This window comes from Micromonospora sp. NPDC049374 (assembly GCF_040677165.1).
Classification (GTDB): domain Bacteria; phylum Actinomycetota; class Actinomycetes; order Mycobacteriales; family Micromonosporaceae; genus Micromonospora.
Genome location: NZ_JBFAQH010000001.1, coordinates 220,374 through 234,129 on the forward strand (window position 1 = coordinate 220,374; position 13,756 = coordinate 234,129).

Annotated in this window: 10 protein-coding genes; 5 read left to right on the forward strand and 5 right to left on the reverse strand. The window is 71.7% G+C overall.

The window, feature by feature from the left end; translation table 11 throughout:
- Window positions 1-88: 88 nt before the first annotated feature.
- The 4 genes from AB0J93_RS01070 to ilvD all read right to left on the reverse strand — a co-directional run bounded on the left by AB0J93_RS01070 (window position 89) and on the right by ilvD (window position 5,063).
- Window positions 89-1,333, reverse strand: a complete 1,245-nt coding sequence (locus tag AB0J93_RS01070; RefSeq protein ID WP_363916870.1) for an endonuclease/exonuclease/phosphatase family protein — start codon at window positions 1,331-1,333, stop codon at window positions 89-91.
- Window positions 1,334-1,437: 104 nt separating this feature from the next.
- The gene (locus AB0J93_RS01075; protein ID WP_363916872.1) at window positions 1,438-2,562 is read right to left on the reverse strand and encodes a DUF4037 domain-containing protein; all 1,125 of its coding nucleotides are present in this window, start codon (window positions 2,560-2,562) and stop codon (window positions 1,438-1,440) included.
- 14 nt (window positions 2,563-2,576) lie between these two features.
- Window positions 2,577-3,047: a hemerythrin domain-containing protein gene (locus AB0J93_RS01080; RefSeq protein WP_363916874.1), complete on the reverse strand. Its 471-nt coding sequence runs from the start codon at window positions 3,045-3,047 to the stop codon at window positions 2,577-2,579.
- A 168-nt stretch (window positions 3,048-3,215) separates the two neighbouring features.
- On the reverse strand, window positions 3,216-5,063 hold the full coding sequence (gene ilvD / locus AB0J93_RS01085; protein WP_363916876.1) for a dihydroxy-acid dehydratase: 1,848 nt from the start codon (window positions 5,061-5,063) through the stop codon (window positions 3,216-3,218).
- 110 nt (window positions 5,064-5,173) lie between these two features.
- Here ilvD and AB0J93_RS01090 point away from each other — a divergent pair, with 110 nt between their 5' ends.
- The 5 genes from AB0J93_RS01090 to serA all read left to right on the forward strand — a co-directional run bounded on the left by AB0J93_RS01090 (window position 5,174) and on the right by serA (window position 13,129).
- Window positions 5,174-7,585, forward strand: coding sequence for a bifunctional diguanylate cyclase/phosphodiesterase (locus AB0J93_RS01090; protein ID WP_363916878.1), 2,412 nt, complete (start codon window positions 5,174-5,176; stop codon window positions 7,583-7,585).
- Between the two features lie 185 nt (window positions 7,586-7,770).
- The gene (locus AB0J93_RS01095; protein ID WP_363916880.1) at window positions 7,771-9,642 is read left to right on the forward strand and encodes an acetolactate synthase large subunit; all 1,872 of its coding nucleotides are present in this window, start codon (window positions 7,771-7,773) and stop codon (window positions 9,640-9,642) included.
- Window positions 9,642-10,157 (forward strand): acetolactate synthase small subunit, encoded by a 516-nt coding sequence (gene ilvN / locus AB0J93_RS01100; protein WP_210830076.1) that lies wholly within the window; start codon window positions 9,642-9,644, stop codon window positions 10,155-10,157. Before AB0J93_RS01095 ends, ilvN begins: the two co-directional genes overlap by 1 nt.
- 84 nt (window positions 10,158-10,241) lie before the next feature.
- Complete coding sequence (gene ilvC, locus AB0J93_RS01105; RefSeq protein WP_363916882.1) at window positions 10,242-11,255, forward strand: ketol-acid reductoisomerase; 1,014 nt, start codon at window positions 10,242-10,244, stop codon at window positions 11,253-11,255.
- Window positions 11,256-11,530: 275 nt separating this feature from the next.
- On the forward strand, window positions 11,531-13,129 hold the full coding sequence (gene serA / locus AB0J93_RS01110) for a phosphoglycerate dehydrogenase (RefSeq protein ID WP_363916884.1): 1,599 nt from the start codon (window positions 11,531-11,533) through the stop codon (window positions 13,127-13,129).
- Between the two features lie 197 nt (window positions 13,130-13,326).
- On the opposite strand, the gene AB0J93_RS01115 is transcribed toward serA, so the two are convergent.
- Entirely contained in the window at window positions 13,327-13,686 is a 360-nt protein-coding gene (locus AB0J93_RS01115) for a hypothetical protein (RefSeq protein ID WP_363916886.1), read from the reverse strand.
- Window positions 13,687-13,756 lie beyond the last annotated feature (70 nt).

Consider the following 13,756-nt stretch of genomic DNA (forward strand, 5'->3'; position numbering starts at 1 on the left):
AGTCCTGCAAGCGTCATGTCTGGGTGACATGACGCTTGCAGATTTGTCTGGCCCGGTGCCGGTCACCGACGCCGGGGCAGGCGACACCTCAGCGCCGCAGGTCGAGCCATACCAGCCGGTGGTCGGAGGTGGGGAAGCCGCCCGGCAGGGCCGGGTCGTAGTCGCCGACCAGCCGGAACAGCGGGTCACCCGGTACCGGCCAGAAGACTCCGGTGGCGCGGACCGGCAGGCCCCGGCTCGGCAGCAGATAGTCGACCCGCAGGTTGCCGGGGCTGGTGTCGGCGAAGTCGGCGGTGTCGAAACGCGGATCGCTGCGGTGGCCGAGGTTGGCGCCGCCCTGCCGCCGGGCCGCCGCGGTGCCGCCCGCGCTGGCCGGCACGACCCGGTCGTTGACCCGGGGGTGGTCGAGCAGCTGCTGCGTCGCGCCGGGCAGGCTGTCACCGTCGTACGGGTCGGAGTTGAGGTCCCCGGCGATCACGAAGGCCGCACCCGGCCGCAGCCCGCCGCGCCGCCCGGCGTCGTCGTAGATGTAGCCGGCCCGCCCCGGCGAGACGTAGTCGGCCCAGAAGCGGATCTCGTCGTGGTTGCGGCGGCCGTTGCGGTCCTCCGGCCCGTCGAAGACCGGCGGCGTGGGGTGGCTGGCCAGCAGATGCACGGTACGGCCGGGCAGCCGGATCGGCAGGTCCCAGTGGCTCTTCGAGGACAGCCGCACGTCGGCCAGCTCCTGGGGGGAGTACCAGTCGGCTGGCGCGGGGGTGGCCGGGTCGTCGGGCAGCAGCGCGCCGGGCATGTCCCGCCAGCGGAACGTCTGGAAGGTGCGCACTCTGGCCAGGTCGATCGGGTAGGCCGAGTAGACCGCCATGCCGTACTGGCCGGGGAAGAGCCCGAAACCGTACGCGTCGTCGGGCCCGCCGACGGTCCCGTCGTTGTTGAGATCGTGTCCGGTGGGGACACCGGTGTTCGACGGGGCCGTGTAGCGGTACGGGTAGCGGATCGCCCTGGTGCCGTTGCGCGGCACGGAGAGGTAGTTGTCCTGGAAGAGCGCCAACGCCCGCCCTGCCGGGTCATGGTCGAACTCGTTGATCAGCAGCACGTCGGGGCGTACCCGCTGGATCACCTCGGCGACGTTGCCGGCCTGCGCGTTGTCTCGGCGGGACAGGTCGGCGATCAGCCCGCCGGCGGCACCCCGGTTCAGTGAGGCGTTGAAGGTCGCCACCCGCAGCGCGCCCGGTTGCCCCCTACCCGCACTCGCCGGTGACGCCACCACGACCGCCGCCGTCGCGGCGAGCAGCGCCGCCGTGATCGCGGCACTGACCTTTCGCTTCGCACCCATCGACACCCTCCCGATCCACGATCGACGATCGCCACGCTACCGGGAGCGGCATGACGCCAGGGTGAACCGTGATCGACGATCCGCCGCGTCCCGCACGGCGGTGTTCAGGCTGGACGGAGCGGGTGCAGCGCGGCGGCGACGGCGCGGGCCCGGGCCGCCGCGCTGAGCACGTCGGTGCTGTCCACGAACTGGTCGACACCGCCGACGTGTGGCGGCAGCGCCGATACCTGCGGATCCGTGACCGACCGGCGGGTGGCGTCGGCGAACCGGTCCGCGGCCAGGACGCGGAACGGCCGGTCGTGGAACGGGCGCACGGTGGGCTCGACCGGCTCGCTCAGCCCGAGGTCGTTGTGGGCGCGGGCGAGATGTTCGTACGCGGCGCAGAGCGCGTCCTCGCGGCGCGGCCAGTCGGCGGCAGCGAGGGCGTCGGCGAGCAGCGGTTGCAGCGTCGGGGCGCAGCGCAGTTGTGCGAACGCGGTACCCAGCCACTTGCTGTAGGGCGGGTATCGACGCTCGATCAGCGACGCCAGGCGCATCAGATCCCGGACCAGTCGGGCGGTGACCAGCCGGGAACCCAGGTCGTCGCCATTCTCCGCGCAGCGGCCGGGGAAGGCTTCCTCCTGGGCGATGCGTCGCCACTGGCAGGCCAGCAGATAGCGCCAGACGTCGTCGGGATACCAGGCCAGCGCGGCGCGGATGGGCCCGAGCTGGCCGAGCCCGTCGTGGAAGACCGCCCCGGCGGTGACCTCAAGCAGCAGTTGGGTCGGGATGGCCAGCCAGTCGCGGGCGTGCATGTCGTTGCGCGGGTCGACGCCGACGCGGGAGGCCAGCCAGGTGTCGAGATCGAGCAGTTCGACGCGGTGCGCGACCGGGCCGTCGCCCGCGGGTTGCAGCGTGCGCGAGCGGCCGGGCTCGGGTGCGCTGAAGTTCGTGCTCCAGCCGTGCACCGAGGCGGGCATCCGCTCGGCGAGCACGCGGCTGAGATCACGGGCGTGCTGACGGGCGTCGGCGGGCCGGAGGAACAGCTGTAGACGTGGACCCCAGTCGTGATCGGTCGAACGAGCGGTGTCGAAGCCGAGCACCTCGGAGCCGGGGCCCAGTAGCGCCGCCGAATGCGCCAGCCCTGGGAAGGCGGTATCGAGGATCGGCCGTACCGCCTCGTGGTACGTGCTGGCGGCCAGCGACAGGCCGGGTACGAATGTCGCCTTCAGGTGACCCGCTGTCCGCATGGGCTCCGCGGCGCTCACAGCGGCCCCAGGACGTCGTGCGGGTCCGCGTCCAGGGCGAGCGTGTCGAGTACCGCCAGTAGCTGGCGTTCCTCGTAACGGAAGTGGCTCTCCATGATGGCGGCGATCCCCTCGACGTGGCGGTCGAGTTCGGCCGGGGAGGCGGCCCGGTCCACGGCGGCCTGCAGTCCCGCGAGCAGATGCGCGATCATCGAGTGGTCCTGCTTGAGATGTCGCAGGGTGTCGCGCAGCTCCGGATGGGCGGCGGCGATCGCGGGAAAGAGTTCGCGATCCTCGCCCTCGTGGTGCCCGGTCAGCGCGGCACAGAAGCCGTGGCAGAACAGCAGCAGGTCACGGGTGGCTGGGCCGGCCGCGTCGCCGTGATCCAGTGCGCTGCGGGTCAGGCGTAAGGCTTCGCGCAGCCGATCGTGCACGCTGCGCAGCTCGTGGCTCCAGGCGACGAGCCTGGTCTTCTCGCCCTCAGTCACAGGAGGGCGAAGGCAACGACAATGTCATCGTCGTGGTCCTTCGTATCCGACGCCTCCATGCCTGACACGGTCTGCCACCGGCACGCGACGCTGAGACGAGGCTACCGGACGAGTCCGGTGGCTGTGGCCCCGGACGGCCCGGCAGCAGCGGCCGGGCCGTCCGGCCGGTCACTCCGGGACGCGGCGGTAGGCGCCGTCGCTGGCCGAGGTGGCCATCGAGGCGTACGCGCGCAGCGCCGCCGACACCGGGCGTTGCCGGTCGACCGGGGTGTACGGGCGGTCCCGCTTCTCCTGGGCGACCCGGCGGGCGTCCAGCACGTCGGCCGGCACGTTCAGCTCGATCGAGCGCGCCGGAATGTCGATGACGATCTCGTCGCCCGGCTCGACCAGCGCGATCAGCCCACCGGAGGCGGCCTCGGGGGAGGCGTGCCCGATGGAGAGACCGGAGGTGCCGCCGGAGAAGCGGCCGTCGGTGAGCAGCGCGCAGGCGCGGCCCAGCCCTCGGCCCTTGAGGAACGAGGTGGGGTAGAGCATCTCCTGCATGCCGGGGCCGCCCTTGGGCCCCTCGTAGCGGATCACCACGACGTCCCCGGCGACGATCTCCTTGGCCAGGATTGCGGTCACCGCGTCGTCCTGCGACTCGTAGACCTTCGCCGGGCCGCGGAAGGTCAGGCACTCCTCGGGCACCCCGGCGGTCTTCACCACGCAGCCCTCCGGTGCGAGGTTGCCGTAGAGGATGGCCAGCCCGCCGTCGGCGGTGTACGCGTGCTCGCGGTCCCGGATGCAGCCGCCAGCCGCGTCGGTGTCAAGCGACGACCAACGGTTGGTGGTGGAGAACGGCTCGGTGGTGCGCACCCCTCCCGGTGCGGCGTGGAACAGCTCGGTCGCCTCGGGGCTGGCGGTACCGGCGCGCACGTCCCAGTCGGCCAGCCAGCGCTCGAGGGTGGGGGAGTGCACCGCGTGCACGTCCCGGCGCAGCAGGCCGGCGCGGTCGAGTTCGCCGAGGATGGCCGGGATTCCACCGGCGCGGTGCACGTCCTCCATGTGGTACTGCGGCGAGTTCGGGGCGACCTTGGCCAGGCACGGCACCCGGCGGGAGATCGCGTCGATGTCGGCCACGGAGAAGTCCAGCTCGGCCTCGCGGGCGGCGGCCAGCAGGTGCAGGATCGTGTTCGTCGATCCGCCCATCGCCACGTCCAGGGCGACGGCGTTCTCGAACGCGGCCCGGGAGGCCACCTCGCGGGGCAGCACCGAGGCGTCGTCGCCGTCGTACCACCGCTTGGCGATCTCCACGGCGGTGCGGCCGGCCTCGACGAAGAGCGACCGACGCGCGGCGTGGGTGGCAAGCGTCGAGCCGTTGCCCGGCAGCGCCAGCCCGATCGCCTCGGTGAGGCAGTTCATCGAGTTCGCGGTGAACATGCCGGAGCAGGAGCCGCAGGTGGGGCAGGCGGACCGCTCGATCTCGCCGAGCTGCTCGTCGGTGACGGCCTCGTTCGAGGAGGCGATCATCGCGTCGATCAGGTCGATCTTGCTGTGCACGATCCCCTCGATCGCCACCGTCTTACCGGCCTCCATCGGGCCGCCGGAGACGAACACGGTGGGGATGTTCAGCCGCAGCGCGGCCAGCAGCATGCCCGGGGTGATCTTGTCGCAGTTGGAGATGCAGACCAGGGCGTCCGCGCAGTGCGCGTTGACCATGTACTCGACCGCGTCGGCGATCAACTCCCGGCTGGGCAGGGAGTAGAGCATGCCACCGTGGCCCATGGCGATGCCGTCGTCCACCGCGATGGTGTTGAACTCCCGGCCCACCCCGCCGGCCTCGGCCACCGCGTCGGCGACCAGGCCACCCATGTCCTTGAGGTGTACGTGGCCCGGCACGAACTGGGTGAAACTGTTCGCGATGGCGACGATCGGCTTGCCGAAATCGTCGTCGGTCATCCCGGTGGCCCGCCAGAGGGCCCGGGCGCCGGCCATCGTCCGACCGTGCGTGGAGGTCTTCGACCGCAGCTCAGGCATGTGTACCAGTCTGACACCGGTGGCACGGTCCGGACACGGGCGTCGCGCCGTGTCCCAACAGATGCACACCCGATCCCCACGGCGGGCATCGATCCGGCAGAGTTGAGGTCGTGCACACACCCCCGGCCATGATCGGCGCTGCGGTGCTGAGCGCGCTGATCGCCCTGACGGCCGGCGTGTTGCTCGCCGCCGCCGTCCGGCGCCGGGCCGCGCCCCACCGTCCGGCGTATGCGGTGCTGGCCGTCGGCGGCGCGTTCGCGGTGGTGACCATGCTGGTCGGGGTGGCCGTGGCGGTGACCACGAGCGAGCACTGGGCGCACGAGCAGCAGCAGCGCATCACCTGGGCCAATCTGGTGGCGCTCGGCACGGCCACCGGCGGCCTGCTGTTCTGCTTCGGTCTGCTCCGCCTGCCCGGGGTGACCGGGTCGGTGCCCTCGGCGGCCCGGCTCGCGCTGGACGGCGTGATCGTGGGCACCGCGCTGTGGTTCGTCGGCTGGGTGTTGTTCTCCGAGCCGACCCGGCTGCTCGGCGACGCGACGCCGACGGCCTGCCCGTCGATCCTGCTCGCCTCGGTCAGCGCGGCGTTGAGCGCCGGCCTCTCCGCGATCATGGTGCTCCGGGCACCGGCGCCCCGAGGCTGCCTGGCCGTGCTGGGCACCGGCATCACCGCCGTGTCGGTGGGTGGGTTGGGTGTCGCGGCCGGGCTCTGCCAGGCCGGGCCGGCACTGGCGCTGACCGGCGCGGTCGTGATCGCCGTGGGGCTGCTGATCTCCGCGGTGGCGGCCTACCGCATCGACCCGCCGGGCCAGCTCGCCATCGACGTGATCCGCCACGACGGCGAGTACGCCTTCGTGCCGATGGGCGCCATGGCCGCCTCGGCGATGTACCACCTCTTCCAGGACGGCCGGTTCGACGGGTTGGCCATCGCGGCCGGCAGCGTCGAGGGGTTCGCCCTGGTCGCCCGGCAGTACCTCACCCTGCACGACGTGCGGGCCTACGCCCGCCGGCTGGCCGACCGCGAGGCGCATTTCCGGCAGCTCGCGCACACCGACGCACTCACCGGCCTGGCCAACCGTCGCGGCCTGCTCCGGGCCCTGCACCGCTGCGCCGAGGAGCGGGTGCCGTGCGTGCTGCTCGGGCTGGACCTGGACGGCTTCAAGAACGTCAACGACATGCGGGGCCACGACGTCGGCGACGCCGTGCTGGCCGAGGTGGGGCGGCGACTGCGTGGCAATCTGCGTCCCGGTGATCTCGCCGCCCGGCTCGGTGGTGACGAGTTCGCGGTGCTCATGCACGGCGGCCCGGCCGGGGCGGGGGTGGTCGCGGAGCGGCTGCTGAGGGTGCTCGGTGGCGCCTACGAGCAGCCCGAGGCTCCCGTCTTCCTCTCGGTCAGCATCGGCCTGGCCGGCTGGGCCGACGAACCCGACGTCGAGCTGCTGCTGCGGCACGCGGACCTGGCGCTGCGCTACGCCAAGCAACGCGGCAAGAACCGGATCGAGCGCTACGACGGTGCGTACGACCGGCTGCTGCGCCGGCGCACCACGCTGGAGCACGAGCTGCGCGGCGCGATCGAGCGCGACGAGTTGCGGCTGGTGTTCCAGCCGGTGGCCTCCCTGCCGTCGGTACGCCCGGTCGGCGCGGAGGCGCTGCTGCGGTGGCGTCACCCCGACCTGGGCAACGTCCGGCCGGACGAGTTCATCCCCCTCGCCGAGGAGAGCGGGATGATCGCCAAGCTCGGTGCCTGGGTGCTGCACCAGGCCTGCTATCAGCTGTCCCGCTGGCTGGCCGAGGGCCACGACGTCTGGGTGTCGGTAAACGTCTCCCCGCGTGAGCTGCACGCCCCCGAGTACGTCGTACAGGTCGCCGAGGCGCTGCGCGCCCATCACGTGCCGCCGCAGCGGCTGGTGCTGGAGGTCACCGAGCACGCGGTCGCCACCGACCTCGACGAGCTGATCCGGCGGCTGACCGCGCTGCGGCTGACCGGTGTGCGGATCGCCCTGGACGACTTCGGTGCCGGCTACTCCTCGCTCAACCAGCTCCGGCGGCTCCCGATCGACATCCTCAAGATCGATCATGGGCTGGTCGCCGAGCACGAACCGGTCCAGCCGGAAGGACGCGATGGCCCGGCCTTCGCCCCGATGGTCGACATCGTGATGCGGTTGGGCCACCAGTTCGGCCTGGAGGTGATCGCCGAGGGGGTCACCACGCCCACGGAGCTGGCCGCGGTGGTGGCCGCCGGTTGCCGGTTCGGTCAGGGCGCGTTGTTCGGCTGGGGCGTACCGGCCGAGCACCTGGAGGCGATGCTGGACGCGGCCACGTCGCCGGGTGCCCGTCCGGCCCGTCCAGCGGCTGCGGCCAGCCCAGCCCCGCGGCCCGTCGGGCCACCCGCCCAGCGTCGGGGCGAGGGCGTCCCCGGGCAGGTCACGCCCGGTCCGATCGGCGCGCCGGGTGGCGACGCGCCGACGTCCGTGAACCAAAATGTGGGATCAGTTGACTCATCGCATGAGATGCGTCAGTCTTGAGCCCATGTCGTCGTACCGGTCGCTGCGAGTACTTACCTGAGCGCACTCTCCCTGACTGAGAGTGCGCTGGCCCCGTGCATCTGGCACGTGGGCCTTTTTCTTGCCGTCGAACCAATCGAACGCCGGCCGCGCCCGCGTTCCACAGTGTGAGCAGCCCCACCCACTCCAGCCGAAGGCCAACCGCCATGACGAGACCCACGCCCGAGACGCTCGCCCACTCCGCCCGGCGCGCCCGCACCACCGCCGAGACGCCGGGTGACGCCGACCACACCCGCGCCGCCTCGCCGGCCGTCCCGGCGGCACGTCCCGCCCCGGCCCAGGTGTCCGGTGCCGGCTCGCTGGTGCGTTCCCTGGAGGCACTCGGCGTAGACGTCGTCTTCGGTATCCCGGGCGGCGCGATCCTGCCGGCGTACGACCCGCTCTACGACTCGACCGTGCGGCACATCCTGGTCCGGCACGAGCAGGGTGCCGGTCACGCCGCCACCGGCTACGCCCAGGCCACCGGCCGGGTCGGGGTGTGCATCGCCACCTCCGGTCCGGGCGCGACGAACCTGGTCACCCCGATCGCCGACGCGTACATGGACTCGGTGCCGCTGGTGGCGATCACCGGTCAGGTGGCCAGCCCGTCGATCGGCACCGACGCCTTCCAGGAGGCGGACATCCAGGGCATCACGCTGCCGATCACCAAGCACAACTTCCTGGTGCAGGAGGCCAGCGAGATTCCCCGGGTGCTGGCCGAGGCGTTCCACCTGGCCTCGACCGGGCGTCCCGGGCCGGTCCTGGTGGACATCCCCAAGGACATCCTCCAGGCGCCGACCACCTTCGCCTGGCCGCCCACCCTGGACCTGCCCGGTTACCGGCCGACGCTGCACCCGCACGGCAAGCAGATCCGCGAGGCGGCACGGCTGATCAGCGCCGCCCGCCGGCCGGTGCTCTACGTCGGCGGTGGCGTGCTGAAGGCCGGCGCCACCGAGGGGCTACGCAAGCTGGCCGAGCTGACCGGCATCCCGGTGATCACCACGCTGATGGCGCTCGGCGCGTTCCCCGACTCGCACCGGCAGCACCTGGGCATGCCCGGCATGCACGGCACCGTCGCCGCGGTCTACGGGCTGCAGAAGGCCGACCTGATCGTGGCGCTGGGTGCCCGGTTCGACGACCGGGTCACCGGAAAGCTGGACTCCTTCGCGCCGGACGCCACCGTCGTGCACGCCGACATCGACCCGGCGGAGATCGGCAAGAACCGGCACGCGGACGTGCCGATCGTCGGCGACGCCCGGCACGTCATCGACGAGTTGCTGGCCGCGGTCACCGCCGAACGCGCGGCGGGGCGGGGCGCCGACATCGCCGACTGGTGGACGCAGCTGGACGACCTGCGCGAGCGTTACCCGCTGGGCTACGAGGAGCCGTCCGACGGCACCCTCTCCCCGCAGTACGTGATCAAGCGACTGGGTGAGATCGCCGGTCCGGACACGATCTACGTCGCCGGTGTCGGCCAGCACCAGATGTGGGCCTCGCAGTTCATCTCGTACGAGAAGCCGCAGACCTGGCTCAACTCCGGCGGCCTCGGCACCATGGGCTACGCGGTGCCGGCGGCGATGGGCGCCAAGGTGGGCCGGCCGGACACGGTGGTCTGGGCCATCGACGGTGACGGCTGCTTCCAGATGACCAACCAGGAGCTGGCCACCTGCGCGTTGGAGGGCATCCCGGTCAAGATCGCCGTCATCAACAACGGCAACCTCGGCATGGTCCGCCAGTGGCAGACGCTCTTCTACGGCGAGCGGTACTCCAACACCGACCTCGGCACCCACAAGCACCGCATCCCCGATTTCGTCAAGCTGGCCGAGGCGCTCGGCTGCGTCGGGCTGCGCTGCGAGACCGCCGAGGAGGTGGACCGGACCATCGAGATGGCCATGTCCATCAACGACGCGCCGGTGGTCATCGACTTCGTGGTCGGCAAGGACGCCATGGTGTGGCCGATGGTTCCTGCCGGCACCAGCAACGACGAGATCATGTTCGCCCGCGGCGTCCGCCCGGCCTTCGACGAGGACGACATTTAATGACCATTCACACCCTCTCCGTTCTGGTGGAGAACAAGCCCGGCGTGCTGGCCCGGGTCTCCGGGCTGTTCTCCCGGCGCGGGTTCAACATCGACAGCCTCGCGGTCGGCGAGACCGAGAACCCGGACGTCTCGCGGATCACCATCGTGGTCAACGCGGAGTCCTCGCCGCTGGAACAGGTCACCAAGCAGCTCAACAAGCTGGTCAACGTACTCAAGATCGTCGAGCTGGATCCGAGCACCTCGGTGGCCCGCGAGCTGCTGCTGGTGAAGGTGCGGGCGGACCGGAACGCCCGCGGCCAGGTCCTGGAGACGGTGAACCTGTTCCGGGCCCGGGTGGTCGATGTGGCCGCCGACACCCTCACCGTCGAGGCGACCGGCACTCCGGACAAGCTCGACGCGCTGCTGCGCGACCTTGAGCCCTTCGGCATCAAGGAGATGGTCCAGTCGGGCCTGGTGGCGATCGGGCGCGGCTCGCGTGCGATCACCGCCGGTCCGGCCCTGCGGGCCGCCTGACCCCATTCCCGGCCCGGGTCCGCGTGACCGGGGCCGGCCACCAGCCACGACGGGCCGCTGCGGCCGCCGTACGAAAGGGAAGTCATGAGCGTTGAGGTGTACTACGACGACGACGCCGACCTGGGCCTGATCCAGGCGAAGAAGGTCGCCGTGATCGGTTACGGCAGCCAGGGGCACGCGCACGCGTTGTCGCTGCGTGATTCTGGTGTCGACGTGGTGATCGGTCTGCCGGAGGGCTCGAAGAGCCGGCCGAAGGCCGAGGAGCAGGGGCTGCGGGTGCTCACCCCGGCCGAGGCGGCGGCCGAGGCCGACGTGATCATGATCCTCGCCCCGGACACCGCGCAGCGCCACATCTACGCCGAGTCGATCGCGCCGAACCTGGCTCCCGGCAAGGCACTGTTCTTCGGGCACGGCTTCAACATCCGGTACGGGCTGATCAAGCCCCCGGCCGAGGTGGACGTGGCGATGGTCGCCCCGAAGGGCCCCGGTCACCTGGTTCGCCGGCAGTACGTCGACGGCAAGGGCGTGCCCTGCCTGGTCGCCGTCGAGCAGGACGGTAGCGGCAGCGCGTTCGCGCTGGCCCTGTCGTACGCCAAGGGCATCGGCGGCACCCGGGCCGGCGCGATCAAGACCACCTTCACCGAGGAGACCGAGACCGACCTCTTCGGTGAGCAGGCGGTGCTCTGCGGCGGTGCGGCTGCGCTTGTGCAGACCGGTTTCGAGGTGCTCACCGAGGCGGGCTACGCGCCCGAGGTGGCCTACTTCGAGTGCCTGCACGAGCTGAAGCTGATCGTGGACCTGATGTACGAGGGCGGCATCGCCCGGATGCGCTACAGCGTCTCCGACACCGCGGAGTACGGCGACCTCTCCCGTGGACCTCGGGTCATCGACGGCCGGGTCAAGGAGGAGATGCGCAAGATCCTCGGTGAGATCCAGAACGGCGAGTTCGCCCGCGAGTGGGTGGCCGAGGACGAGGCCGGCCGCCCCAACTACAACAAGTGGCGGACCGAGGGCGCGGCGCACCCGATCGAGGAGACCGGCGCGAAGCTGCGCGGCATGATGAGCTGGGTGGACCGGCCGATCACCGAGACCGCCTGAGCGCTTTCCCCAGCGGCACCCGGACCCGGCGTTCTCCCCGACGCCGGGTCCGGGTGCCGTGCTGTATCCGCGCGGCTAACGATCGTTAACACGCACGTCACGTCCGGTTTGTGAGGGCACTCACCCCACACTCCGGGGCACGCCGGGCGGCCCGCCCCCTACGATCGCGGGTAGGTGCTCCAGGCGGCACCTGACGGCCATGGCCCGGGAGCGCGCCGGGCGCAGCGCAGCGCCCAGCCTCCGGCCGACCGCTCTGACGACATCTACGAGGACCAATGACTCCTGTCGTACTGATCGCCGAAGAACTCGCCCCCGCCGCCATCGAGGTGCTCGCCCACGACTTCGACGTCCGGCACGTGGACGGCACCGACCGCCCGGCCCTGCTCTCGGCGCTCTCCGAGGCCGACGCCGTCATCGTCCGCAGCGCCACCCAGATCGACGCCGAGGCGATCGCCGCCGCCCCCCGACTCAAGGTCGTGGCCCGGGCCGGTGTCGGCCTGGACAACGTCGAGGTGCCGGCCGCCACCGCACGGGGCGTCATGGTCGTTAACGCACCCACCTCCAACATCGTCTCCGCCGCCGAGCAGGCCGTCGCGCTGCTGCTCGCGGTCGCCCGCAACACCGCCAGCGCCAGCGCAGCGCTCAAGGCGGGGGAGTGGAAGCGGTCGAAGTACACCGGGGTGGAGCTCCAGGGCAAGACCGTCGGCGTGGTCGGTCTCGGTCGCATCGGCGTGCTCTTCGCCTCCCGGATCGCCGCGTTCGGCACCCGGCTCATCGCGTACGACCCGTACATCCAGCCGGCCCGGGCCGCGCAGCTCGGCGTACGTCTGGTCGGTCTGGAGGAGCTGCTGCGGGAGAGCGACTTCATCTCGATCCACCTGCCGAAGACCCCCGAGACGGTGGGCCTGATCGGCGAGAAGGAGCTGTCCATCGTCAAGCCGGGCGTACGGATCGTCAACGCCGCCCGGGGTGGGCTGATCGACGAGCAGGCCCTCGCCGACGCGCTCGCCGAGGGCCGGGTCGCCGGTGCCGGGGTGGACGTCTACGCCAAGGAGCCGTGCACCTCCTCGCCGCTGTTCGCCTTCGACAACGTCGTGGCCACCCCGCACCTGGGCGCCTCCACCGCCGAGGCGCAGGACAAGGCCGGTTTGGCGGTCGCCAAGAGCGTGAAGCTCGCCCTGCAGGGTGAGTTCGTGCCGGACGCGGTAAACGTGCAGGCCGGTGGCGTGGTCGCCGAGGACGTCCGGCCGTTGCTGCCGCTGGCCGAGAAGCTCGGCCGCGCCTTCACCGCGGTGGCCGGTGGGGTCGCCGCCAGCGTCACCGTCGAGGTACGCGGTGAGATCGTCGACCACGACGTGACGGTGCTCAAGCTCGCCGCCACCAAGGGTCTGTTCAGCTCGGTGGTCGAGGAGCAGGTGACCTACGTCAACGCGCCGCACCTGGCCGCGCAGCGCGGGGTGGAGGTGTCGCTGGCCACCCAGACCGAGACCGTCGACCACCCGGTCCTGGTCACCGTACGTGGCGCGCTGCCGGACGGCCGCACGGTCAGTGTCTCCGGCACCGTCACCCAGGCCGGCGCCCGCGACGTCATCAAGTTGACCGAGGTGGACGGCTTCGACGTGGAGATCGGCGCCGAGGGCATCCTGCTCTTCCTCCGCTACGCCGACCGCCCGGGCGTGGTGGGCATCGTCGGCACCCTGCTCGGTCAGGCCGGCATCAACATCGCGGCGATGCAGGTGGCCCGCCGGGAGGCCGGCGGTGAGACGCTGATGACCCTCACCGTGGACCAGGCGCTCGGTGCCGATCTGCTCACCTCGGCCGCCGACTCGATCGGCGCCGTCTCGGCCAGCGCCGCCGACCTGCGCGACGAGTAGCCCGCGCGAACGCTCCAGGCACGCCACGACGGGGCCCGACCTATGGTCGGGCCCCTCGTCATCCGATCGCCGAGCAGGCGGCGGTCGGGTCACCGCGTCCGCCGTGGCGGCGAATTGCCGGACAGACCGGAAGCCGTCCGACCCGCGGCCAACCCGGCGACGCCGTCGCGGACCCGCCGCCCGCACCGGTGGATCGGTCAGCCGGGCAGCCGTACCCCGGGCGGCGGGTAGACCGAGCCGTCCTGGGCGTCGAACAGCATCAGCCGATGCTCGCCGGCCAGCCGCTCGATGTCGAGCAGCACCTGGTCGGGGCAGGCAGGGTCCAGGTTCAGCTCGATGTGATCGGCCGCCTTGTGCAGCGGCGCGACCGCCCAGGGAGTGTTCGGGCCGGCCGGCTGCTCGGGGTAGCTGGCGGTGATCGCCCGGTAAAAGGCCACACATCGTGGGTCCGGTTGACGCTCGTGGTGCCGGCCGCTGCGGCACTGCTGCACCGCCGCTCGTACATCCTCGGGCGTCGCCCCGTCCGCCAGGGCCCACACGCTCAGATCGAAACTCACGGCGGACAGCGTGCCATCTGCGGTTCACCTTGTCGAAAGGGCCCTGCGGGCGAGCCGTCGGGATATCGGG